17 protein-coding genes are annotated in these 22,146 nt (G+C 69.4%); 10 read left to right on the forward strand and 7 right to left on the reverse strand.

What is annotated here, in order from left to right; translation table 11 throughout:
- Positions 1 to 49 precede the first annotated feature (49 nt).
- The 3 genes from E7742_RS01650 to E7742_RS01660 are packed head-to-tail and all read right to left on the reverse strand — an operon-like array spanning position 50 to position 2,923.
- On the reverse strand, positions 50 to 1,321 hold the full coding sequence (locus E7742_RS01650) for a hypothetical protein (RefSeq protein WP_137797333.1): 1,272 nt from the start codon (positions 1,319 to 1,321) through the stop codon (positions 50 to 52).
- Positions 1,322 to 1,331: 10 nt separating this feature from the next.
- Complete coding sequence (locus tag E7742_RS01655) at positions 1,332 to 2,147, reverse strand: N5-glutamine methyltransferase family protein (protein ID WP_137797334.1); 816 nt, start codon at positions 2,145 to 2,147, stop codon at positions 1,332 to 1,334.
- An 8-nt stretch (positions 2,148 to 2,155) separates the two neighbouring features.
- The gene (locus E7742_RS01660) at positions 2,156 to 2,923 is read right to left on the reverse strand and encodes a crotonase/enoyl-CoA hydratase family protein (RefSeq protein ID WP_137797335.1); all 768 of its coding nucleotides are present in this window, start codon (positions 2,921 to 2,923) and stop codon (positions 2,156 to 2,158) included.
- Positions 2,924 to 3,000: 77 nt separating this feature from the next.
- Here E7742_RS01660 and E7742_RS01665 point away from each other — a divergent pair, with 77 nt between their 5' ends.
- The 4 genes from E7742_RS01665 to E7742_RS01680 all read left to right on the forward strand — a co-directional run bounded on the left by E7742_RS01665 (position 3,001) and on the right by E7742_RS01680 (position 7,947).
- Positions 3,001 to 3,603: a TetR/AcrR family transcriptional regulator gene (locus E7742_RS01665; protein ID WP_137797336.1), complete on the forward strand. Its 603-nt coding sequence runs from the start codon at positions 3,001 to 3,003 to the stop codon at positions 3,601 to 3,603.
- Positions 3,604 to 3,680: 77 nt separating this feature from the next.
- Complete coding sequence (locus E7742_RS01670; RefSeq protein ID WP_137797337.1) at positions 3,681 to 4,481, forward strand: FAD:protein FMN transferase; 801 nt, start codon at positions 3,681 to 3,683, stop codon at positions 4,479 to 4,481.
- 815 nt (positions 4,482 to 5,296) lie between these two features.
- On the forward strand, positions 5,297 to 6,430 hold the full coding sequence (locus E7742_RS01675) for a YncE family protein (RefSeq protein ID WP_254699132.1): 1,134 nt from the start codon (positions 5,297 to 5,299) through the stop codon (positions 6,428 to 6,430).
- A gap of 182 nt (positions 6,431 to 6,612) precedes the next feature.
- Positions 6,613 to 7,947 carry an HNH endonuclease signature motif containing protein gene (locus E7742_RS01680; RefSeq protein ID WP_137797338.1) on the forward strand — a complete coding sequence of 445 codons (1,335 nt, stop codon included), beginning with the start codon at positions 6,613 to 6,615 and terminating at the stop codon, positions 7,945 to 7,947.
- 132 nt (positions 7,948 to 8,079) lie between these two features.
- On the opposite strand, the gene pgi is transcribed toward E7742_RS01680, so the two are convergent.
- Positions 8,080 to 9,729 carry a glucose-6-phosphate isomerase gene (pgi, locus tag E7742_RS01685; RefSeq protein WP_137797339.1) on the reverse strand — a complete coding sequence of 550 codons (1,650 nt, stop codon included), beginning with the start codon at positions 9,727 to 9,729 and terminating at the stop codon, positions 8,080 to 8,082.
- Positions 9,730 to 9,807: 78 nt separating this feature from the next.
- Here pgi and E7742_RS01690 point away from each other — a divergent pair, with 78 nt between their 5' ends.
- Positions 9,808 to 11,259 carry an NAD-dependent succinate-semialdehyde dehydrogenase gene (locus E7742_RS01690; RefSeq protein WP_137797340.1) on the forward strand — a complete coding sequence of 484 codons (1,452 nt, stop codon included), beginning with the start codon at positions 9,808 to 9,810 and terminating at the stop codon, positions 11,257 to 11,259.
- 131 nt (positions 11,260 to 11,390) lie between these two features.
- Here E7742_RS01690 and E7742_RS01695 read toward each other — a convergent pair whose 3' ends face one another.
- Positions 11,391 to 11,684 (reverse strand): chorismate mutase, encoded by a 294-nt coding sequence (locus E7742_RS01695; protein ID WP_137797341.1) that lies wholly within the window; start codon positions 11,682 to 11,684, stop codon positions 11,391 to 11,393.
- 338 nt (positions 11,685 to 12,022) lie between these two features.
- Here E7742_RS01695 and pcrA point away from each other — a divergent pair, with 338 nt between their 5' ends.
- The gene (gene pcrA / locus E7742_RS01700) at positions 12,023 to 14,476 is read left to right on the forward strand and encodes a DNA helicase PcrA (RefSeq protein WP_137797342.1); all 2,454 of its coding nucleotides are present in this window, start codon (positions 12,023 to 12,025) and stop codon (positions 14,474 to 14,476) included.
- Between the two features lie 99 nt (positions 14,477 to 14,575).
- Positions 14,576 to 15,487: a manganese catalase family protein gene (locus E7742_RS01705; protein WP_137797343.1), complete on the forward strand. Its 912-nt coding sequence runs from the start codon at positions 14,576 to 14,578 to the stop codon at positions 15,485 to 15,487.
- 610 nt (positions 15,488 to 16,097) lie between these two features.
- Here the strand turns inward: E7742_RS01705 and E7742_RS01715 are convergent.
- Positions 16,098 to 17,177, reverse strand: coding sequence for a M23 family metallopeptidase (locus E7742_RS01715; RefSeq protein WP_137797344.1), 1,080 nt, complete (start codon positions 17,175 to 17,177; stop codon positions 16,098 to 16,100).
- Between the two features lie 652 nt (positions 17,178 to 17,829).
- Between E7742_RS01715 and sucC the strand changes: the two genes are divergently transcribed.
- Both sucC and sucD read left to right on the forward strand, forming a co-directional pair.
- The gene (sucC, locus tag E7742_RS01720) at positions 17,830 to 18,999 is read left to right on the forward strand and encodes an ADP-forming succinate--CoA ligase subunit beta (RefSeq protein WP_137797345.1); all 1,170 of its coding nucleotides are present in this window, start codon (positions 17,830 to 17,832) and stop codon (positions 18,997 to 18,999) included.
- Between the two features lie 15 nt (positions 19,000 to 19,014).
- On the forward strand, positions 19,015 to 19,917 hold the full coding sequence (gene sucD, locus E7742_RS01725) for a succinate--CoA ligase subunit alpha (protein ID WP_137797346.1): 903 nt from the start codon (positions 19,015 to 19,017) through the stop codon (positions 19,915 to 19,917).
- 93 nt (positions 19,918 to 20,010) lie between these two features.
- Here sucD and E7742_RS01730 read toward each other — a convergent pair whose 3' ends face one another.
- On the reverse strand, positions 20,011 to 20,646 hold the full coding sequence (locus tag E7742_RS01730) for an IMPACT family protein (protein WP_137797347.1): 636 nt from the start codon (positions 20,644 to 20,646) through the stop codon (positions 20,011 to 20,013).
- Positions 20,647 to 20,732: 86 nt separating this feature from the next.
- Here E7742_RS01730 and E7742_RS01735 point away from each other — a divergent pair, with 86 nt between their 5' ends.
- Positions 20,733 to 22,130, forward strand: a complete 1,398-nt coding sequence (locus E7742_RS01735; RefSeq protein ID WP_137797348.1) for a DUF2252 domain-containing protein — start codon at positions 20,733 to 20,735, stop codon at positions 22,128 to 22,130.
- Positions 22,131 to 22,146 lie beyond the last annotated feature (16 nt).

The raw sequence follows: 22,146 nt of genomic DNA on the forward strand, positions 1-22,146 counted from the left end.
ATTTACGGAGATTTGTGATGCCAAAGTGGTGCCACGGGTGCCACGGGGCTCACCAGGGTCGTGCGAGAAGTCCCCATTTCTCCAGTTGCGCGACGACGCTCCGGCGCAGCCGTGCGGCGTCGCCGAAGCGGCGAGAGTCCAACCCCACGATCGACAATGTGTACGTGCCGGCGCAGGAGCACAGGTACGCCGACAACCGGGTGGTCGTTGCGACGGGCCGCGCCGGGCTCAGTCCCGGATGCATGGCGCGGGTCGCGACGCCCGTGGTCCGATGAGGGCCCAGCGCGGCCAACGAGTCGGGCAACCGTCCGATGTTCGAGCACAACGCGTCGCGTTCCCCGGCGCCGGACGTGAGGCGGTGGGCAACTCGGTCGGGGAGAAGTTGCACGATCTCCTCCGGGAACCCGGACGGCGCCCCCATCGGGGCACGGGTGTAGGCCTCGCGGCTCGCGCGCCGGATGTCCGACAGCGAACAATCCGGTGTCACAATCACTTCCGTGACGACCACCGCGTTGTCGACGGTGTCGGTCCTACGCAGGTCCACCGGCACGCTGACGTGCAGTGGCATCGGAATCCCGGCCGCCTCGGCGACCCCGGTGACGAGGGCGATGAAGAGTCCGTTCGCGGTACCGCCCTCGCGCCGTGCCACGGTGTCCCAGGCCGCCGCATCGACGTCGACGATCGCGGTGGTGGTGCCGGTCGCGGTGTGCGTGCGGCTCGTCGCGCGACCGGTGGAAGCCGCGTTGCGGAAGTCCCGCAGTTCGCGCCGTCGTCGTGCGCTGACCGCCAGCCCCAGCGAGGCCGCGGCACCGCGGGCGAGGACCGTGCCGACGAGTCCGGCGGCGTCGGCGGCGTCCGACGTGCGCCGGGGGGCGGGTACCGGGGACTTGCCGGACAGTGCGACGTCCACCGCACCCACCAGGCCGCGGGCGTCCGCGACGGCGTGCGAGCACACCAGGGAGACGGCCGTGCCGCCGCCGACGACGGGGGTCGCGGCCAGGGCCCACGCGGGGCCGTGCTCCGGATCGACGTCCACACCGGTTTGCGCATCGGCCCACGCGACCACGTCGTCGACCGCTTCGCGCGCGTATCGCAAGGGATGCGTCGCGGTGCTCGCCTCCCAGCGCAATCGAGCACCGGGAACCCGGGGTCGGACCACGCGCCGGCCCAGCGCCCCGCGGGCCAGTGCCGAATGCACGGACTCGAGAACGGAGGCGTCCACGGCTTCCTCGGTACGCCACACCCCCTGCATGACGATCGGGACACCGTAGCCGCGGTGCCGGCGCAGGAAGATCTCGTCCACCACGGTCAACCGGTCCATGGCACGGACGCTACCGGCAGCGGTGACCGGCGCGCCGACCGCGCGGACGGGTGGCCGTGAGCACGGACGTGTGCCCGTCGCTGCGGCGTCGGACCGTGAAACCGGCACGGCGCGCGTGCCGGCCCGCGGCTGCCCACTGGTTCCGGTTCATCTCGATCGCGAGCACGCCGCCGTCCGCGAGCCAGTCGTAGGAACGGTCGATCAGTCGGCGGACATGGTCGAGTCCGTCGTCACCGGCGAACAGTGCACGGTCCGGCTCGTGCTCGAGGGCCTCCCGCGGCAGGAGATCAGCCGCTGTCGTCGGCACGTACGGGGGGACGGCGGCGATCACGTCGATCCGGCCCCGCAACGCATCCGGCACTGCGGTGAAGCTGTCGCTGCGGTACACCGCGGCGCCGGTGCCCAGGTTTCGGCGCGCGTAATCGGCCGCGACCGGGTCGATCTCGGCGGCGAGCACTCGCGCCTCCGGAACCGAGTGCCGAACTGTCGTGGCCACCGGAGCGACACCCGCGTACGCCTCGAGCACGGTCGGGGCGCCACGGACGCGCGCGGCCGCGACGGCGACCCGGGCGAGCAACAGTGTGCGTTGCCGGGGGACGAACGCGCCGGGGCCGACGTCCAGGTGGAGGTCCCCGAACGCCACCCATCCGACGACGTGTTCGAGTGGTGCGCCGGAAATACGGCGGGCGCACAGCCATTCGAGGTGCTCGGCGTCCACGGCGCTCGCCCGCAGAACGGTGGCCTCGTCCTCGGCGAACACACACCCCGCCTCCCGCAGCCGTCGAACCAGCGCGTCCGGCGTGTTGCTCGTCGTGGGGGGAGTCATCGCGACGGCTATCGCGACTCGAATCGACCGTGGCGCCCTTCACCGGCCGCGAACCGGGCGGCGCCGCTCAGTGCATCGACCGTCACCGCGACCATGCCGTGTCGGAATTCCGACGCGAGCGCGTCCCGTTCCGGCAGCCCCTCCTGCTCGAGCAGCGACATGCGGTCCTCCCGCAGGCACGTCTGCGGAAAGTGAGCCAGTTCGGCGGCGAGCGCCTCGGCCGCCGCGCGCGCCTCGCCCGTGGGCACCACCCTGCTGACCAGTCCGATCGCCAGGGCCTCGTCGGCGTGCACGGCGCGGCCCGTCAACACCAGGTCCATCGCGCGGCCGGCCCCGACGATGCGCGGCAACCGGACCGTGCCGCCGTCGATGAGCGGTACGCCCCAGCGCCGGCAGTAGACCCCGAACACACTGTCCGACTCGGCGATCCGCAGGTCCGCCCACAGCGCCAGTTCGAGCCCGCCGGCAACAGCGTGCCCGGCCACGGCGGCGATCACCGGTTTGGACAACTGCATCCGCGTGGGCCCCATCGGGCCGTCACCGTCCGGGGTGACGCGGTTGGAGTCGTCGGTGCCGAGCGCCTTGAGGTCCGCGCCGGCGCAGAAGGTGCCGCCCTCGCCCCACAGGACCGCGACTGCGGCGTCGGGATCGGCGTCGAATGCGCGGAAGGCGTCCGCGAGAGCGGACGCGGTGGGACCGTCGACCGCGTTGCGTACCTCGGGACGGGAGAGCACGATCGTCGTGACGGGTCCGGATCGTTCGATACGCACCGACATGGTTCGACGCTACCCGGCGTCCGCGCCGGTCCAGGGTGGAATCGTGAGTTCGACGTGCGTGCTGGTTCACTACCTACATGGCCTACCGTCGAACCCCCGCCGTCGCGGCACGGCTCGCTGCGCAGCGGGACGCGATCTTCCGGGCGGCTGTGGCGGTGCTGTCGGAGTCGGGATACCAGGGGCTGACCATCGCCGCCGTCGCGAAACGGGCCGGCGTCGCGACCGGCAGCGTGTACTCCCACTTTTCCGGTAAGTCGGACCTGGTGGTGGCGGTCTTCCGCGAGATCGTCGGGGGAGAGGTCGAGGCGGTGAACGCGGCCGCGGGTCCGGGTAAGCGCGCCACCGAGCGGATCGCGGCGGTGATCGAGACCTTCGCTCGTCGTGCGATGCGTAATCCCAAGCTCGCATACACCCTGCTCGCCGAACCGGTCGACGCAGCGGTCGACGTCGAGCGGTTGATCTTCCGTCGCGCGTTCGCGGACGCATTCGCCGCGGCGGTCGCGGACGGCGTCACCGACGGTGAACTCGAGCCGCAGAACGTGCCACTCGCGGCGGCCTCCCTGGTGGGTGCGACGGCCGAGGTCCTGACCGGACCGCTCGCGTCCGGTGGCGACGACCCCACGGTCGTCGACGACCTGGTGCGATTCGCGCTCACCGCTGTCGGCTTCACAAAGCGCTGAACAGGGCATTTGCGACAAGCGCGCATACTGGGTGCACCACAGTTCCCTCGACGGGGACCCGACAACGGAGCACGGTCATGTCGGTCGAGACACGATGGAGCGCCTGGGGCGAGGAGATCGCGGTGCAGGTCACCGAGAACGCCGCGCTGGGACCTGCGGTGGGCTTGGTGGGTGCAGTGCTCTCCGACGCCGAAGCGGCCTGCAGCCTGCGGCGCGGGGACGCCGAGATCCATGCCGTCAACCTGGCCCAGGGACAGCCGGTGCGCGTGAGCGTCCGCCTGTCCGGCCTGTTGCGCTCGGCGTTGTGGGTCGCGCGCATGACCGACGGTGCGGTCAGCCCGCTCGCGGTCGAGGAGTCCCCGCCCGGCGTCCCACCGATCCATCCGGAACCCACGTTCGCCGACATCCAGATCGACGACGCCACCGTGCTCGCGCCGTGGGGTGTGTCGCTGGACGTCACCGACACGGCCAAGGCCGACACCGCCGACCGGGCAGCCGCGCTCGCGGGGAACCGACTCGAGTGTGGCGTGCTGGTGCGCATCGGTTCGGTGGTCGCCACCGCGGGGCACTGCCCGGCCGGCGGATGGCAAGTGGACGTTCCCGGGCACGGACCCGTCGAACTGCCCACGAGGGCCGCGATGGCGACGGTCGGAACGGACCTCACCTATGGCGAACACGACCCGGTCAGCGGCCAGTGGGAGCAGGTGACGGTGGTGGCCGACGACGGCCTCTGGGCGTACGGGGGAGCGGCCGCAGCGATCCGGCGGGGACTCGGCGCCGTGTCGTGGCTCGAGGAGCAGGCCCTGGCGGCTCGGCTCGTCGACCGGCTCGGGCGGATCTACACGACAAGCCGGTGGAGTCGGCCTCACGCGGCGTGAGGTCGGGCCGATCCCTTCGAGCGGTGTCCATGTGATGGAGCTGGATCTCACGGGGGGCGACAGATCGCGACGAAACTACGGCGGGCCCGCAGCGACTCCGCCGTGACGGATGGCTCCTCGCGCTTGCCGTCGTCTCCGACGTGCCTTCCCGCGATACCTCAGACCGGCTCTACTGGCTCACCTCGACTCTCGCAGTCGCGGCCCCACTGGGGGCGAGGTAGGTGTCGCGACAATTGTCGTGAGCGTCTCCCGCAGACTCTTCGTCGATCGTTCCTCCGGAAGGCGCTGAGCCGGAGCAGTTCCCGAATACTCGTTCGCCGCGACCACGCCGTACGCCCGTCCCTCCCGGCCTGTGCTCGGATCGTGAACGCCTGGGTTCTGCCGGAGAGTCTGACGCACGAGAACTGTCTTGCGTGAAGAACTCGGCGGGGATTGACCGCATTGCAGGTTGGAGTCGTGAGTGTCCAATTCGCGTGAGGCGCGCCAGGTACCGCCGTCGATGCAGGCGAAACCTCTGTGAAGTGCCGAATATGGTTGAAAGTGGCCTGTTTCTGGACGGATGCCCGTTATGTTCTGTGTCGGTTGGCTACCCGACGGTGGCTGCCGCGTGCCCCCGATCGGGGTGCGGACTGTATCGGGAAGGGAACACCTCCTATGGCCATCGTCGATCGGCCACGCCGCGGCGGCGACTGTCTCGTAGCGCGGCAGCACTAGCTGCCGGCGCTTTCGCCGTCGCGACAATCGTCACCGGAGCGGGTCCGGCATCTGCGGACACCGTCACCGACACCATCACGGTCGGCGCGTCGCCGCTCGCGGTGGCGATCACCCCGAACGGGGACCGCGCCTACGTCACCAACTACGGCAGCAACTCGGTGTCGGTGATCGATACCGCCGCGACCCCGCCCGTCGTCGTCGCCACCATCGGGGTCGGCGCGGCTCCGGCCAGGGTGGCGGTCGACGGCAACCGCGCCTACGTCACCGACTCCGAAAGCAATACGGTGTCGCTGATCGACACCGCCGCGACCCCGCCCGCGGCCATCGGGGTGGGCACGCTGCCGTTCGGGGTGGCGGTCGACGGCCCCCGCGCCTACGTCGCCAACTACGGCAGCAACTCGATGTCGGTGATCGACACCGCCACGAACACCGTCGTCGGCACTGTTCCGGTCGGCGGGAATCCGGCCGGGGTGGCGGTCGACGGCGACCGCGCCTACGTCACCCACCTCGCCGACGGCACGGTGTCGGTGATCGATACCGCTGCGTCCCCGCCCGCCGTCGTCGGCACCATACCGGTCGGCACGAACCCGTACGGGGTGGCGGTCGACGGCAACCGCGCCTACGTCACCAACCTCACCGACGACACTGTGTCGGTGATCGACACCGCCGCGTCGCCGCCCGCCGTCGTCGCCACCATCCCGGTCGGCACGCACCCGTACGGGGTGGCGATCACCCCGAACGGGGACCGCGCCTACGTCACCAACAGAGGCGACAACTCGGTGTCGGTGATAGACACGGCCGCGTCCCCGCCCGCCGTCGTCGGCACCATCCCGATCGGCGCGAGCCCGTACGGGGTGGCGGTCGACGGCAACCGCGTCTACGTCACCAACCTCAACGGCACGGTGTCGGTGATCGCGATCGATCAGCCGCCCACCCTCGCCGGAACCCCCGTTGAAGGGATGGTCGGCCAGCCCTACAACCACGCATTTGCCGTCACCGGCCAGCCCGCCCCGACCGTGACCGCCACCGGCACCCTGCCCGACGGACTCACCCTCTCCCCGGGCGGGGTGCTGTCCGGAACCCCCACCACCGCCGGCACCTACACCTTCACGGTCACCGCATCGAACGGCATCGGTGATGCCGCGGTCCTGCCGGTGGTCCTCGGCATCACCGACGCCACCCCGCCCCCGACCGGATCGCTCGGGGGTGCCGGCTCGGTGAGCTGGACGTCCTGACCCCCAGCTGGCCAGACCGCGAGAGCGCCAGACCGCGTGAGCACTGTGGCCGCCCGCCCGACCGGGTGGGCGGCCACAGTCCTTCACCCCGACAGCACAGGGGGGCGGCCCCTGGCGCGTGGAAAAGCCTGACGCACGAGAGAACCCTTGACTCGAACACCAGTTCGAACTAAACTCATGTCATGAATCCGGGGGGACTCAACACCACAGCTGCTGCACTCGTGGCGCTCAGTCACGATGATGTGCGCGGGCTGGCCGAGCTGGATCTGGTGCGCACGACGGTCGACCTCTCGCGTCTGATCGAGCAGCTCGAAGCCCTGCGCGTGACCGCCGTGGCCGAGATCGACGAGCGCGCAGTCTCGTTCGACACGTTGGGGTTTCGTAGCGTGAAGCAGTGGCTCGCAGCCAACACGCTGTTGGAGGTACCGGCGGCTGCGCGGATTCTGGCGCTGGGGAAGGCGTTGCGGCGGGAACCGGAGGTCGCTGCGGCGCACGAGAGCGGGCAGGTTTCGGCTGAGCATGCCGCTCTGATCAGCAAGTTCTGCGAGCGGCCACCCTGCGGCATGCCCGCCGAGGCGCTGCCCGACTGCCGGCGGCTGCTGCTGGACTGCGCCGCGAATCCGGCGGCGACCACGATGAGTGTGCGCACCTGCATCTCGCGGCTCGAGCGGATCTTCGAATCCGACGAGTTGCCACCCAGTGAAGACGTGGACCGCAACGAGTTTCACGCCTCGAAGACGTTGAACGGGCGCGTGGCGGTCAAGGGTGACTTGGATGCGGTCACCGGGGAGATGTTGCTGACGGCGCTGTCCGCGCTGACGAAACCGCGGAACCCGAACGACGACCCGACTGCGACCCGCACCGCGGGACAGCGGCGGGCGGAGGCATTCGCCGAGATCCTGCGCCGCTACCTCGACTCGGGTGAGGCGCCCATCGAGGGCGGCGAGAAGCCGCACCTGTCGTTGCACGTGAACGCCCGCGACCTCGCCCGCGCCGACCACGATCACGACCACGATGCGTGGTTAAGCCGAGACAAGGGCGCTGATGCGCCGAACCTGTTCAGAGACAGCGATTTTGACAATAGGGACGTCGCCCGTCTCCCACACCTCGGACCGCTGACCATCGCCACCGCCCGCCGCCTCGCCTGCGACTGCCACCTCACCCCGGTCCTCATGGACGACGGAATCCCGCTCAACCTCGGACGCACCACCCGAACCGTGTCCAAGAAGCAGCGTCGCGCCCTGATCGCCCGCGACCATGACTGCGCCTTCCCTGGCTGCGGCGCCCCACCCGCCCACTGCGAAGGGCACCACATCCATCACTGGGCAGACGGCGGAGCCACCGACCTCGACAACCTCGTCCTGCTGTGCCGCTACCACCACCGACTCCTGCACCACAGCCACTGGGCAGTGCAGATCGGCGCCGACCACCACCCGTGGTTCACCCCACCATCACTGGTTGACCCGTACAAGAAGCCCATGCCCGCGCACAACCGCGCCGGACCCCACGCCGCGTAGTCGAGGGAGGGCGACGCCGCCACAACGGCCCTGAAACCGCTGCAGCCGACACCCGAGAGTGGGGTGCCGGCCGCAGCGGACTGTTCTGTGGGGCGTCATGCGAATCGAGAATCGCCCGAGATCGAGCAGGCGTCAGACCGCCCGGCCCCGCTGCCCGCGATACCAGCGGATCAGCGCGTCGGTCGACGAGTCCTCTTGCTGTGGAGGGGCATCCGCCGACGTCAGCACCGGACCCAGTTCGAGAGCCTGGGCCTTGCCCAGCTCGACACCCCACTGGTCGAACGAATCGATACCCCAGATCACCCCGGCCACGAACACCTGGTGCTCGTAGAGCGCGATGAGCTGACCGATGACCGACGGGGTCAAACGCGGCGCCAGGATGGTCGTCGACGGGCGGTTGCCCGGCATCACCTTGTGCGGCACCAACTCCGGGGAAGTGCCCTCTGCAGCGATCTCCTCGGCGGTCTTGCCGAACGCGAGCACCTTGGTCTGTGCGAACAGGTTGCTCATGAGCAGGTCGTGCATGCTGCCGCTGCCGTCCGACGTCGGGAGGTCGTCGGTGGGCTCGGCGAATCCGATGAAGTCCGCCGGCACGAGGCGGGTGCCCTGGTGTAGCAGTTGGTAGAAGGCGTGCTGTCCGTTGGTGCCCGGTTCGCCCCAGAAGATTTCGCCGGTCTTGCAGGCCACCGGTGTGCCGTCGGCGCGCACCGACTTGCCGTTCGACTCCATCGTCAGCTGCTGCAGATAGGCGGCGAAGCGGACGAGGTCGTTCGAATAGGGCAGCACTGCACGCGATTCGGCGTCGAAGAAGCTCGAGTACCAGACCCCGATCAGACCCAGGAGCACGGGCGCGTTCTGTTCGAGAGGTGCCGTGCGGAAGTGTTGGTCGATGGCGTGGAAGCCGGCGAGGAACTCCGCGAACCGCTCCTTGCCGATCACTGCCATCACCGACAGCCCGATGGCCGAGTCCACCGAGTACCGGCCGCCGACCCAGTCCCAGAAGCCGAACATGTTGTCGGTGTCGATACCGAACTCGGCGACCCGCTCCGCATGGGTCGACACCGCGACGAAGTGCTTGGGGACGGCGGCCTCGCCGAGCTCGTCCACGAGCCAGCGCCGGGCAGCGGAGGCGTTCGTCAGTGTCTCGAGGGTCGAGAAGGTCTTGGACGCGACGACGAACAGGGTCGTGGCCGGGTCCAGACCGGCGAGCGTACCCACCAGATCTGCCGGGTCGACGTTCGAGACGAACCGGGCGGTGATGCCCGCGTCGGCGTAGTGACGAAGCGCACGGCACACCATGACCGGACCGAGGTCGGAACCTCCGATACCGATGTTGACGACCGTCCGGATCCTTTCCCCGGTCGCGCCACGCCAGGCACCCGAGCGGAGGCGATCGGTGAAGTCGCCCATACGGTTCAGCACCGAATGCACGTCCGCCACCACGTCCTGTCCGTCGACCGTGAGGTCGGCGTCCGCAGGAAGCCGGAGCGCGGTGTGCAGTACCGCACGGTCCTCCGAGGTGTTGATGTGGGCGCCGGCGAACATCTCGTCGCGCCGCTGTTCGACGCGCGCGGCGCGCGCCAGATCCACCAGCAGCGACAGGGTTTCGTGCGTCACTCGGTGTTTGCTGTAGTCGATGTACAGGTCACCAGCGGTCACAGTCAGCTCGGTGCCGCGTCCCGGGTCCTGTGCGAACAAGTCTCGCAGATGGGCAGATTCGATCACGCGATGATGCGCATCCAGGTTCTTCCAGGCTGCGGTTCCCGTGATGTCTGTGCTCATGGAAAAGCAGCTTATCGGCCCGGCCGCCGGCGTACCCGGCGACTCTCACGGGACGAGAACTCGGCGCATGATGGAGGTATGAACCCAGCCGAACTGATTCGTGCCGTTCCTACCAAGCTCTGGATCGGCGGCACCGCGGTCGACGCCGAGAACGGTGCCACCTTCCCTGTTCACGATCCCGCCACCGGCGAGGTGCTCACCGAGGTCGCGGACGCCAGCCCCGCCGACGCCGTCAAGGCACTCGATGCCGCCGCGGCCGCGCAGGCGGACTGGGCCGCGACCGCACCCCGTGAGCGCGCCGAGCTGCTGCGGTCGGTTTTCGAGAAGATCTCCACGCGCGCCGAGACGTTTGCGCAGTTGATGACGCTCGAGATGGGCAAGGCGCTGCCCGAGAGCCGCGCCGAGGTCAAGTACGGCGGCGAGTTCTTCCGATGGTTCGCGGAGGAAGCCGTCCGGCTGGAGGGCCGCTACCAGGGCGCCCCGGCGGGCAACGGCCGCATTCTGGTGTCGAAGCAGCCGGTGGGACCGTGCCTGGCGATCACGCCGTGGAACTTCCCGTTGGCGATGGGCACCCGCAAGATCGGGCCCGCGCTGGCCGCGGGCTGCACGATGATCGTCAAGCCCGCGTCCGAGACGCCTCTCACGATGCTCGCACTGGCCGAGCTGTTCGCCGAGGCGGGACTGCCGCCGGGCGTGCTGTCGGTGCTGCCGACATCGCATTCGAGTGCCGTCACCGAGCCGCTCCTGGGAGACCCGCGGCTGCGCAAGCTCACGTTCACCGGCTCCACCGCCGTCGGCCGGCTGCTGGTCGAGAAGTCCGCGGAGGGCCTGCTCCGAACGTCGATGGAGCTCGGCGGCAACGCACCCTTCGTGGTGTTCGACGACGCCGACGTCGACGCCGCCGTCGAGGGCGCGATGCTCGCGAAGCTCCGCAACGGCGGGGAGGCGTGCACCGCCGCGAACCGCTTCCACGTCGCCAACGCGGTACGGGAGGAGTTCACCGCGAAACTCACCGAGCGCATGGCGGCCACCAAGATGGGCCCGGGTATCGACCCCGAGACCACGCTGGGGCCGCTGATCAACGCCGACCAACTCGCGACCGTCACCGAGCTGGTCGACGACGCCGTGCAGGTGGGCGCGAAGGTGCTGCTCGGCGGCGAGGCGCAGGAGGGTCCGGGCTGGTTCTACCCGGCCACCGTCCTGGCCGACGTGCCGGCATCGGCGCGCATTCTGCGCGAGGAGGTGTTCGGGCCGGTGGCGGCGATCACCGGGTTCGACACGGTGGAGGAGGGGATCGCGGCCGCCAACGACACGGAGTTCGGTCTCGCCGCGTACATCTACACCCGCGATCTCGACCGGGCGTTGCGGGTCGCGGACGCCCTCGAAACCGGAATGGTGGGCGTCAACCGCGGCGTCATCTCCGACACGGCCGCCCCGTTCGGTGGGGTCAAGGCCTCCGGATTCGGTCGTGAGGGCGGTACCGAGGGCATCGCCGAGTACCTGGAAACGAAGTACATCGCGCTGCCGTGAGTATCCGGCCCCTCGGGGCCTGACGGGCTCCCGAGAGACGGAACCGCCCGGTCACATGTGACCGGGCGGTTCAGCGTCAGTGCAGTGCGGAAGTCGTCAGCAGTGCGGGAGTCGTCGCAGTGCGGGAGTCGTCAGTGCCCCAGGCGGCCGCGACCCAGGCGCAGCAGCAGCATCGCGAGCGTGTGGCCCTCCTGGCCGAGCTCGCTGAACCGTTCGAGCACCTTCATCTCCCGGCTGTGCACCAGCCGGGGGCCGCCGGAGGCCATACGGGTGCGCCCGATGATCTGCGAGACCTCGCTGCGACGCTTGACGGCCGCGAGGATCTCGGCGTCGAGCCGGTCGATCTCCTTGCGAAGCTCGGCGATCTCGGCCTCGCTCGCGGGCCCGGGCGATTCGGATGAAGGAGGTGCGGTGGGGCTGCTCATAATGTTCTCCTCGTGTCAGAACTAGGTTCGTTCGGTTCCCTCGAGTCGTTACGAATCCGGGTCCAGCTCACAAGAACGCCCCGGGATCCGGTGTGTGGACCTCGGGGCGCGCGGGGGATCAGGCCGCGGGCACCGTCGGTCGGTACCCGCTGGGAAATCGCCAGTGCTCGAGACGCGTGCACCGGCGGCCGCCGGCGCGGTGTCCCTGCACTGCGATGATCATCACTCCAGTTTGCCACGCGGACGGAGTGCAACCCAAGCAGAGGTGACTGCCTTCACCACCTGCGTCATCAGGCCCCTGCCGCAGTGTCGGAGTTCGCCGGTAGCGTGGACAGACGATGAACACGATTCCCGGCTCCACGATGGGTGCGGCAGGCCGTTCTCACGCCTCGTCCGACGCCTTGCTCGAAGGTCTCAACCCCCAGCAGCGGGAGGCCGTCCTGCACGCGGGTTCACCGCTTCTCATCGTCGCGGGCGCGGGATCGGGCAAGACCGCCGTGCTGACCCGCCGGATCGCCTACCTGCTGGCAGAGCGGGACGTGATGCCGGGCCAGATCCTGGCGATCACCTTCACCAACAAAGCCGCCGCGGAGATGCGGGAGCGCGTCGCGCAGCTGGTCGGTCCGCGCGCCAACAGCATGTGGGTGTCGACCTTCCACTCGAGTTGTGTCCGCATCCTGCGGGCCCAGTCCGCGCTGCTGTCGGGGTTGAACTCGAACTTCTCGATCTACGACGCCGACGACTCCCGGCGCCTGCTCACGATGATCTCGAAGGACCTCGAGATCGACACCAAGCGCTACTCGGCGCGGCTGCTCGCGACCAAGATTTCCAACCACAAGAACGAGCTCAAGGATCCGGAGGAGGCCGCTGCCGAGGCCGAGCGCGACGGGGCCGACCTCGACAAGCTCGTGGCCCGCGTCTACGCGCTGTACCAGCAGCGGTTGCGCGCCGCGAACGCTCTCGACTTCGACGACCTCATCGGCGAGACGGTGTCCCTGCTGCAGCGGCACCCGCAGGTCGCCGAGTACTACCGCCGACGGTTCCGGCACGTCCTGGTCGACGAGTACCAGGACACCAATCACGCCCAGTACATGCTGGTCCGCGAACTGGTGGGCGAGCCGAGCGACGATCCGCACGCGGTCCCGCCGGCCGAGCTGTGCGTGGTCGGCGACGCCGACCAGTCGATCTACGCCTTCCGCGGCGCCACCATCCGCAACATCGAGGAGTTCGAGCGGGACTACCCGCAGGCCCGGACCATCCTGCTGGAGCAGAACTACCGGTCCACGCAGACCATCCTGTCGGCCGCCAACGCGGTCATCTCCCGCAACACCGGGCGACGGGAGAAGCGGCTGTGGACCGACTCGGGCGAAGGCGAACTGATCATCGGCTACGTCGCCGACAACGAGCACGACGAGGCCCAGTTCGTGGCGTCGGAGATCGACCGCCTGGTGGACGCCGGTGACGCGCGGTTCGACGACGTCGCGGTGTTCTACCGCACCAACAATTCGTCGCGCGCGTTGGAGGAGATCTTCATCCGCCTCGGCATTCCCTACAAGGTGGTGGGAGGCACGCGCTTCTACGAGCGCAAGGAGGTCCGCGACATCGTCGCGTACCTGCGCGTGCTCGCCAACGAGGACGACGCGGTGAGTCTGCGCCGGATCCTCAACACGCCGCGCCGCGGCATCGGCGACCGGGCCGAGGCCTGCGTGTCGGTGTACGCCGAGCAGAAGGGCATCGGTTTCGCGCAGGCACTGCGGGCGGGCGCCGAGGGCGTCGTGCCGCTGCTCAACACCCGGTCCCAGAAGGCCATCGCGTCGTTCCTCGAGTTGGTCGACGGTCTGCGGGCGCTGATGACCACCACCGACGCCGACGGCAACGACCTCACCGACATCGGCGAGATCATCGAGGCGGTGCTCGACCGTACCGGCTACCGCCGTGAACTCGAGTCCAGCAGCGACCCGCAGGACGGTGCCCGTCTCGACAACCTCAACGAGTTGGTCAGCGTTGCAAGGGAATTCAGTTCGGATGCGCGTAACGCGGCAGCGTTCGCGGAGGAGAACGCCGATCCCGGTGACCCGGACGACGACGAGGGGCTGCCCGATCCGGGCTCGCTCGCGGCGTTCCTCGAACGGGTCTCGCTGGTCGCCGACTCGGACCAGGTGCCCGACGAGGGCGAGGGTGTCGTCACGCTCATGACGTTGCACACCGCGAAGGGGCTCGAGTTTCCCGTCGTGTTCGTCACCGGCTGGGAGGACGGACAGTTCCCCCACATGCGTGCCCTCGGCGATCCGGCCGAGTTGTCGGAAGAGCGCCGTCTGGCGTACGTGGGCATCACGCGGGCGCGGCACCGGTTGTATCTCACCCGGGCGATCGTGCGGTCGGCGTGGGGGCAGCCGGTCACCAACCCGGAATCGCGTTTCCTGCAGGAGATTCCGACGGACCTGCTGGACTGGCGCCGCGAGGATCCGGGCGTGCTCGGCGCCGGTGGGGCCATCGGTGGCGGACGTCCGCGGGGACAGGGGTTCGGTGGTTCGGGCTTCGGTGGGGGCGGCGGTTTCGGCGGGTCGAGCTCTCGGGGCGGCGGGTCGTCGCCCAGCTTCGGGGCGCCCCGCGGACGCAACAACAATCTGGTTCTCGCGGTCGGCGATCGGGTCAGTCACGACAAGTACGGCCTCGGCAAGGTGCTCGAGACGAAGGGCAGTGGGCCCACCGCCACCGTCACGATCGACTTCGGTTCGGCGGGGAAGGTGCGCCTGATGCTGATCGGTGGCGTCCCGATGGTCAAACTTTGACGTAGCCCGTCGCACCGGCGTCCGGCGGCGTCCGAGGGGATGTTTGCTCCGGCATCGGCCGGGTAGGCGAGTGGTTCACCCGACCCGAGGGAGAGCCCTATGTTTCGTCACACAGACCATCTGCAGTTCGACGTCGCGCCGGAGAAGCCGGATCCCGTGTATGCCCGCAAGCTTCAGGAGTTGCTGGGCGGCGAGTTCGGTGAGATGACCGTGACCATGCAGTACCTCATGCAGGGCTGGAACTGTCGCATGGACGGCAAGTACAAGGACCTCATCATGGACGTCGCCACCGAGGAGATCGGCCACGTCGAGATGATCGCCACCATGATCGCGCGACTGCTCGAGGGCGCGCCGGCAACCGAGTCCACGAAGGCGGCCGCGGCGGACCCGGTCGTGGCTGCGGTGCTCGGGGGCATGGATCCCCAGCAGGCGATCGTCTCCGGCGGCGGCCCCACGCTGGCCGACAGCAACGGCGTGCCGTGGAACGGACGGTTCATCGTGGCCGGCGGCAACCTGCTGGCCGACTTCTACTCGAACGTGGCGGCCGAGGCCCAGAGTCGGCTGCAGACGGCCCGCCTGTACAACATGACCGACGATCCGGGCGTCAAAGACATGTTGAAGTTCAACCTCGCCCGCGACACGTACCACCAGAACATGTGGCTGGCCGCCATCGAGGAACTGAAGGCCGACGGCCTCTCCGGCACCGTGGCACCGACCGCGTTGCTCGACGAGGAGCACACCGAACACGCCGGGACGTTGTGGCACCTGTCGGACGGCACGCAGTCCGATCAGGGCCGGTGGGCCACCGGCACGGCACCGGACGGCGTCCACACGAACTCGTTCCTTCCGGACCCGGTTGCGTTGGGCGGCAAGGCCGGGGCGCCGCCGCCGGACCCGCAGCTGTACGACACCTACGACGGTTCCCGGGGCGAACCGCGCTCGTCGGCGATGGGCACGGAGAAGGGCCTCATGGGGAAGGTCAAGGAAGCGATCGACCCCCACAAGCCCTGAGCGGCTCGAGGCAGGGAGGACGCCCCGATTCGGCTGGGCGCGGGTCGAGGGGTCCTCTCCCCGTCGGAGCGGCGGCAGATGCTCGACGGCCCCGGCGAGGCCCGCCGCCATCCGGCTGAGGTGACACGAGGCGGCGGCATCCGGCGGGAGACCACCGGGTGCGGCCGCGTCGGCGAGGTGCGGCGCACCACCTCCCACATCCACCCGATCCGCAGGAGCGAATCGTCGTCGGTCCGGCGAACGATGGGCCACAACACCGCTTCTTCGGCGAAGGCGTGGGTGAACACCAGACGGCACAGCTCGGCGAGCACTTCCTGCCGTTCCGGCCCGGTCGTGGCCGCGGCCTCCTGCATCAGATCGTCGAGCTGCATGTGATCGCGGCGCTGGCGGGCCAGGACGCTGTGGGGCCTACCCAGTTCCGCCGTGGTCTGTCGCGCGAGCGAACGTCCGTTGTCGGTCATCGGGTACTCCTGCCACCCGCCGCACCCGTGTCGCGCGCAGTGCGCAGACAGCCGGAGACGTTCTCGCACGGCGGCGCGGTCGGATTACCCGAAAGAACCCGTTCGAAACTCGTCGGTTCGCAGCCCGTGAGGGCCGGAGGGTTCGAGCGTCAGGGCTGTTCGACGCCGAGGCTGATGCCGCGGGTCGCGAGCCACGGAATCGGGTCGATCTTGTTCTCGCCGGCCAGGTGGACCTCGAAGTGCAGGTGCGGGCCGGTGGAGAAGCCGCGGTTACCCATCGTGGCGATCTGGTCACCGGCCATGACCTTCTGGCCGACGGTGACGAGGGTCTCGTTGATGTGGCCGTACACGGTGATGGTGCCGTCGGCGTGCTTGAGGCGGACCCACATTCCGAACCCGGAGGCCGGACCGGAGTCGATGACCTCGCCGTCGGCGACGGCCAGGATCGGGGTGCCGATCGCGTTCGCGATGTCGACGCCGGCGTGCAGCGTGCCCCACCGGGAGCCGAACGACGACGTGTAGACGCCCTGCGCGGGCAGAACGAACAGCGGGCGGCGGGCAGCAGCCTCACGGGCCGCACGCTCCTCGCTGAAACGCTGGCCCTTGGCCAGGAGATTGGAGAACTGGCCCAGGTCGGTGGGATTGGCGACCGCGAGGACCTGCGGAGCTGCGCTGTCGGCAGGTGTCTGCGGGACGTCGCTGAACTGTGCGGCCTGCGGCACGGCGGTGGTGCCGATGTCGGAGGCGGTGAGTTCGATATCGGTGTGGTCGCCATGGTCGGCCGGCGCGCTGATGGCTGCCTGGCCGGCTGCGACGACGGCGCCGGCGGCGACCGCGATGACGGCCGCGCGACCCTTGAGGGCCGAGGGGGGAGCGGGAAGGCGATGGCGGCCACCGGTCCGCGGCGCGGTCACCTCGACCGTCGGTCCGCTGGGGACGAACGCCGCGGTGGGGGCCGCGTCGTAGTCCGTGGGCTGGGGCTCAGGGGTGCTGGGAAGCATGGCGTTACGAATCTCAGTACTTTCCGCCTCGGAGTAACGAACCTCCGAGGGCGTCGGATAGCTGGTTGTGACGCCGTCCACTCGCTCCAACAGCCCGACTGGAGACGGCTCCGCTGCTGGATTGCAACGCTCGAACTCGTGATCCGCCGCTGTCGGGAACACCGTGGTTTCCGGGTCAGCGTGTTGTGTCGCAAAGCGGCTGGCCGTGAACTGAGTGCGGTGGTGCATGCGCCCTGCCGTCCTCCTGCCCGTGACCTGCCTGTGACTTAGACCCTGGCGACGGTAACGAAACGGTTGCGGGGGAGCAACCTGCAGAGCGGCCTGAAACGGCAGATGTGATGGTCATCACAGTATGAACTGGGATTTCTTGGAACATGCCACTTGGTCTCGTTCATATATCGGGACGGATCCGGTTTGTTACACCGTCTGTATTCGGTCCTGTCCTCGCCGATCGCCAAGTGGCCCGCGGCCCGCACCGTGACCTGTCCCGGCGAGTGACGTCGGCGGGGTCGCGGAACCGTCCGGTCGCGTCGCGGCGCGGCCCGTGTCGCCGGGGCGTTGCCCGTCCGGCGGAGGCGCAATCGGGGGGTGTGGCGCCTGTTGTCGGAGTGCTCCGTGAGGCGTAGGTGTTCCGCCCGGACGATCCGGTCGCAGGCGCGAGTGGGGCACCTGCAATCCTTGCCGTGGTGCTCCTCGAGGTGAGCGCGACCGCCCGTGGGGCCGCGCGCCCCCGCGAGGCGTTCCGCGACGACTGCCGCCGCGTGACATATGCCACATAGCATGTGGGCGAGCGATAGTCGATTGATTGAACTAGTTAAAGTCCGACAAGGACCCGCTCCTACCCCTGAGCGGGCGTCAACGCAGACGAGACGGTGAGCAGATGGATCTCTTCGAATACCAGGCGAAGGAACTCTTCGCCAAGCATGACGTGCCGACGTCGGCCGGCCGTGTTACCGACACTGTCGCCGGTGCCCGCGAGATCGCGGAGGAAATCGGCAAGCCGGTCATGGTCAAGGCGCAGGTCAAGGTCGGCGGCCGCGGCAAGGCCGGTGGCGTGAAGTACTCGCCCGACGCGGACGCCGCGCAGGCGAACGCCGAGGCGATCCTGGGCCTCGACATCAAGGGCCACGTCGTCAAGAAGCTGCTGGTCGCAGAGGCGAGTGACATCGCTGAGGAGTACTACATCTCCTTCCTGCTCGACCGCACCAACCGCACCTACCTGGCCATGTGCTCGGTCGAGGGTGGCGTCGAGATCGAGGTCACCGCCGAGGAGAACCCCGACGCTCTCGCGAAGATCCCCGTTGACGCCGTCAAGGGTGTCGACCTCGAGTTCGCGCGCAGCATCGCCGAGGCCGGCAAGCTGCCCGCCGAGGTGCTCGACGCCGCGGCCAACACGATCCAGAAGCTGTGGGAGGTCTTCATCAAGGAAGACGCTCTCCTGGTCGAGGTCAACCCGCTCGTCCGTACGCCCGACGACCAGATCCTGGCCCTCGACGGCAAGGTCACCCTGGACGCCAACGCGGACTTCCGTCAGCCCGGCCACGCCGAGTTCGAGGACAAGGACGCGACGGATCCGCTCGAGCTCAAGGCCAAGGAGAACGACCTCAACTACGTCAAGCTCGACGGCGAGGTCGGCATCATCGGCAACGGCGCCGGCCTGGTCATGTCGACCCTGGACGTCGTCGCCTACGCGGGCGAGAAGCACGGCAACGTCAAGCCGGCCAACTTCCTCGACATCGGTGGCGGCGCCTCGGCTGCCGTCATGGCTGCGGGCCTGGACGTCATCCTGAACGACGCGCAGGTCAAGAGCGTCTTCGTCAACGTCTTCGGTGGCATCACCGCGTGTGACGCCGTCGCCAACGGCATCGTGGGCGCGCTGCAGACCCTGGGTGACGAGGCCAACAAGCCGCTCGTCGTGCGCCTGGACGGCAACAACGTCGAAGAGGGACGCCGCATCCTCGCCGAGGCCAACCACCCGCTGGTCACGGTCGTCGCAACCATGGACGAGGCTGCCGACAAGGCTGCCGAGCTCGCCTTCGCAGCGAAGTAAGGGACACACACAACAATGGCTATCTTCCTGACCAAGGACTCCAAGGTCATCGTCCAGGGCATCACCGGCGGCGAGGGCACCAAGCACACCGCGCTGATGCTCAAGGCCGGCACCCAGGTCGTCGGCGGCGTCAACGCCCGCAAGGCCGGCACCACGGTCTCGCACACCGACAAGGACGGCAACGCTGTCGAGCTGCCGGTCTTCGCGACCGTCGCCGAGGCCATGAAGGAGACCGGCGCGGACGTCTCGATCGCGTTCGTTCCGCCGGCCTTCTCGAAGGACGCCATCGTCGAGGCCATCGACGCGGAGATCCCGCTGCTCGTCGTCATCACCGAGGGCATCCCGGTGCAGGACTCCGCGTACGCGTGGGCCTACAACGTCGAGAAGGGCAACAAGACCCGGATCATCGGCCCCAACTGCCCGGGCATCATCACCCCGGAGGAGGCCCTCGTCGGTATCACCCCGGCGAACATCGCGGGCAAGGGCCCGGTCGGCCTGGTCTCCAAGTCCGGCACCCTGACCTACCAGATGATGTTCGAGCTGCGTGAGTACGGCTTCTCGACCGCCATCGGCATCGGCGGCGACCCGGTCATCGGCACCACCCACATCGACGCCATCGAGGCGTTCGAGAAGGATCCCGAGACCAAGCTGATCGTGATGATCGGTGAGATCGGTGGCGACGCCGAGGAGCGTGCCGCCGACTACATCAAGGCCAACGTGACCAAGCCGGTCGTCGGCTACGTCGCGGGCTTCACGGCTCCCGAGGGCAAGACCATGGGCCACGCCGGCGCCATCGTCTCCGGTTCCTCGGGAACCGCGCAGGCCAAGAAGGACGCCCTCGAGGCGGCCGGCGTCAAGGTCGGCAAGACGCCGTCCGAGACCGCGGCTCTCGCCCGGGAGATCCTGAAGAGCCTCTGATCCGTGCGGCGCGGGCGTTCGTCGCCCGGCCCGGATCCACGCGAACGGCGCCCGCAACCGGACACCTCGTCCGGTTGCGGGCGCCGTTCCGCGTCACACGTCCACCCACCGCACCCCGGCGGGTTCGAGCCGGCCGGCGCCGGCCGTGAGCTCGGCGACGATCGCCGCCAACGCGTCCGGATCCTTCGTCGCGAGGGTGAAGGTGACCTCGGCCGCGTACGCGGTGTCGACGACGAGCACGCCGCGGCCGCGTAGTTCGGCGTCGACACGACCGGCGATGTCGTGCCCGACGTCGACGGTGAGCAGGTCGAGCCGCTCGCGCCCGAGCAACCGCGACTGCGAGGCCGCGGCGTCGACGGCCGCCGCGACGGCGCCGGAATAGGCGCGCACGAGTCCGCCCGCGCCGAGCTTGATGCCGCCGAAGTAGCGGGTGACGACCGCCGCGACGTCGACCAGCTGCCGCGCGCGCAGCACCTGGAGCATCGGGACGCCGGCCGTACCGCCGGGCTCGCCGTCGTCGCCGGACCGCTCGGCCCGCTCGGTGGGTTCGTCACCCGTCACGTACGCCCAGCAGTGGTGGCGCGCGTCGGGGTAGCCGCGGCGCTGTTCGTCGAGGAAGGCCTGCGCGTCGGCGGGCGTGTCGACGCGGCGCAGCGCGGCGATGAACCGGGAGTGTTTGATCTCGGTCTCCACGACGACGTCGGCGCCGGGGGACAGCGTGGAGGGCATGACTCATCTTCCCCGTTCCCGTCATCGGCAGCCCGTCCGGGGAGACAATGGTGCTCGCCGGTCGTTCCGACCCCGAGCGAGGCATCATGTCCGACGCCGCCGAGTTCCCCACCCGTACCGAACGCGCGCGACGGGGCGAGGCCACCCGTGCGCGCGTGCCGTTCGAGGCGCTGGCCGCCCTCGAGCCTGGAGCCCCGCGGGATCCGCTCGGGTTGCTCGACGACCAGGCGCGCACCCGGATCCCCGAATTGGTGCCGGTGCGCAGTCGGCGGATGTCGTTGTCGCCCTTCGCGTTCCTCAGAGGATCGGCGCTGGTCATGGCCGACGATCTGGCGCGCAACCCGCGGACGGACCTGCGGGTGCAGCTGTGCGGGGATGCGCATCTCGGCAACTTCGGAATCTTCGCGACGCCCGAGCGCCGGCTGGCGTTCGACCTCGACGACTTCGACGAGACCTACCCGGGGCCGTTCGAGTGGGACGTCAAGCGGCTGGCCGCGAGCGTCGAAGTGGCGGCGCGGGGGATCGGGTGCGGTGGCAAACGGCGCTCGCGCATCGTCCACGCGTGCGTCGCCGGGTACCGGGAGACGATGATCCGGCAGGCCGCGCTCGGCCATCTTGCCGTCTGGTACACCCATGTCGAGCCGTCGGCCGAGCTGGCGCAGTTGCGCGACGAACTCGATGCCGCGACCCGCAGGAGCAGCCGGAAGCTGGTGGAGAAGTCGTGGCGCTACGACAGCGTGCACGCACTCGGCAAGCTCACGGTGGTCGTGGACGGGCGGCGGCGGATCGTCAGCCGGCCACCACTCGTCGCCCCGATCGAGGAGGTCTTCGCGGACGCGGACGCCGACGCGGTGTACGCGGAACTGCGCACCCGGCTCGCCGAGTACCGGGACACGTTGCAGGATCCGTGCCGAATTCCGTTCGAGCAGTACGAGTTCGTGCAGGCGGCGAGGAAGGTCGTCGGCGTCGGAAGTGTCGGGACCCGGGCGTGGATCCTGTTGCTGCGCGGTGCGGACGACGACGACCCGCTGTTCCTGCAGGCGAAGGAGGCGGAGCGCTCGGTACTCGCGCGCTATCTCGACGGGCCGTCGTACCCGAGCGAGGGTCGGCGCGTGGTCGAGGGGCAGCGCATCATGCAGGCGGCGAGCGACATCCTGCTGGGGTGGCAGTCGGGGACAGGGTTCGACGGTGTGCGACGCGACTACTACGTGCGGCAGTTGCGCGATGCGAAGGCGTCGCCGGCGATCGAGTCGATGACCCCGACCGGCCTGCAGACGTATGCGCGGCTGTGCGGGCGGGTGCTCGCGCACGCCCACGCCCGGTCGGGTGACCGGGGCGCGATCGCCGCCTACCTGGGCTCCGGGACCGGTTTCGACGAGGCGATCGCCGGCTTCGCGCGCGGTTACGCGGACCTGACCGTCCGCGACCACGCCGAGCTGGTCGCGGCGATCGACACCGGCCGCGGGACGACGGTGCGCGCCTGACGCGTAGTGGGCGCAA

This window comes from Rhodococcus sp. SGAir0479 (assembly GCF_005484805.1).
In the GTDB taxonomy this organism is placed as follows: Bacteria; Actinomycetota; Actinomycetes; order Mycobacteriales; family Mycobacteriaceae; genus Prescottella.

Coding starts and splice junctions, on each gene's coding strand:
- E7742_RS01650 (WP_137797333.1), bottom strand. CDS start 1,321: ATGGACCGGTTGACCGTGGTGGACGAGATCTTCCTGCGCCGGCACCGC.
- E7742_RS01655 (WP_137797334.1), bottom strand. CDS start 2,147: ATGACTCCCCCCACGACGAGCAACACGCCGGACGCGCTGGTTCGACGG.
- E7742_RS01660 (WP_137797335.1), bottom strand. CDS start 2,923: ATGTCGGTGCGTATCGAACGATCCGGACCCGTCACGACGATCGTGCTC.
- E7742_RS01665 (WP_137797336.1), top strand. CDS start 3,001: ATGGCCTACCGTCGAACCCCCGCCGTCGCGGCACGGCTCGCTGCGCAG.
- E7742_RS01670 (WP_137797337.1), top strand. CDS start 3,681: ATGTCGGTCGAGACACGATGGAGCGCCTGGGGCGAGGAGATCGCGGTG.
- E7742_RS01680 (WP_137797338.1), top strand. CDS start 6,613: ATGAATCCGGGGGGACTCAACACCACAGCTGCTGCACTCGTGGCGCTC.
- pgi (WP_137797339.1), bottom strand. CDS start 9,729: ATGAGCACAGACATCACGGGAACCGCAGCCTGGAAGAACCTGGATGCG.
- E7742_RS01690 (WP_137797340.1), top strand. CDS start 9,808: ATGAACCCAGCCGAACTGATTCGTGCCGTTCCTACCAAGCTCTGGATC.
- E7742_RS01695 (WP_137797341.1), bottom strand. CDS start 11,684: ATGAGCAGCCCCACCGCACCTCCTTCATCCGAATCGCCCGGGCCCGCG.
- pcrA (WP_137797342.1), top strand. CDS start 12,023: ATGAACACGATTCCCGGCTCCACGATGGGTGCGGCAGGCCGTTCTCAC.
- E7742_RS01705 (WP_137797343.1), top strand. CDS start 14,576: ATGTTTCGTCACACAGACCATCTGCAGTTCGACGTCGCGCCGGAGAAG.
- E7742_RS01715 (WP_137797344.1), bottom strand. CDS start 17,177: ATGCACCACCGCACTCAGTTCACGGCCAGCCGCTTTGCGACACAACAC.
- sucC (WP_137797345.1), top strand. CDS start 17,830: ATGGATCTCTTCGAATACCAGGCGAAGGAACTCTTCGCCAAGCATGAC.
- sucD (WP_137797346.1), top strand. CDS start 19,015: ATGGCTATCTTCCTGACCAAGGACTCCAAGGTCATCGTCCAGGGCATC.
- E7742_RS01730 (WP_137797347.1), bottom strand. CDS start 20,646: ATGCCCTCCACGCTGTCCCCCGGCGCCGACGTCGTCGTGGAGACCGAG.
- E7742_RS01735 (WP_137797348.1), top strand. CDS start 20,733: ATGTCCGACGCCGCCGAGTTCCCCACCCGTACCGAACGCGCGCGACGG.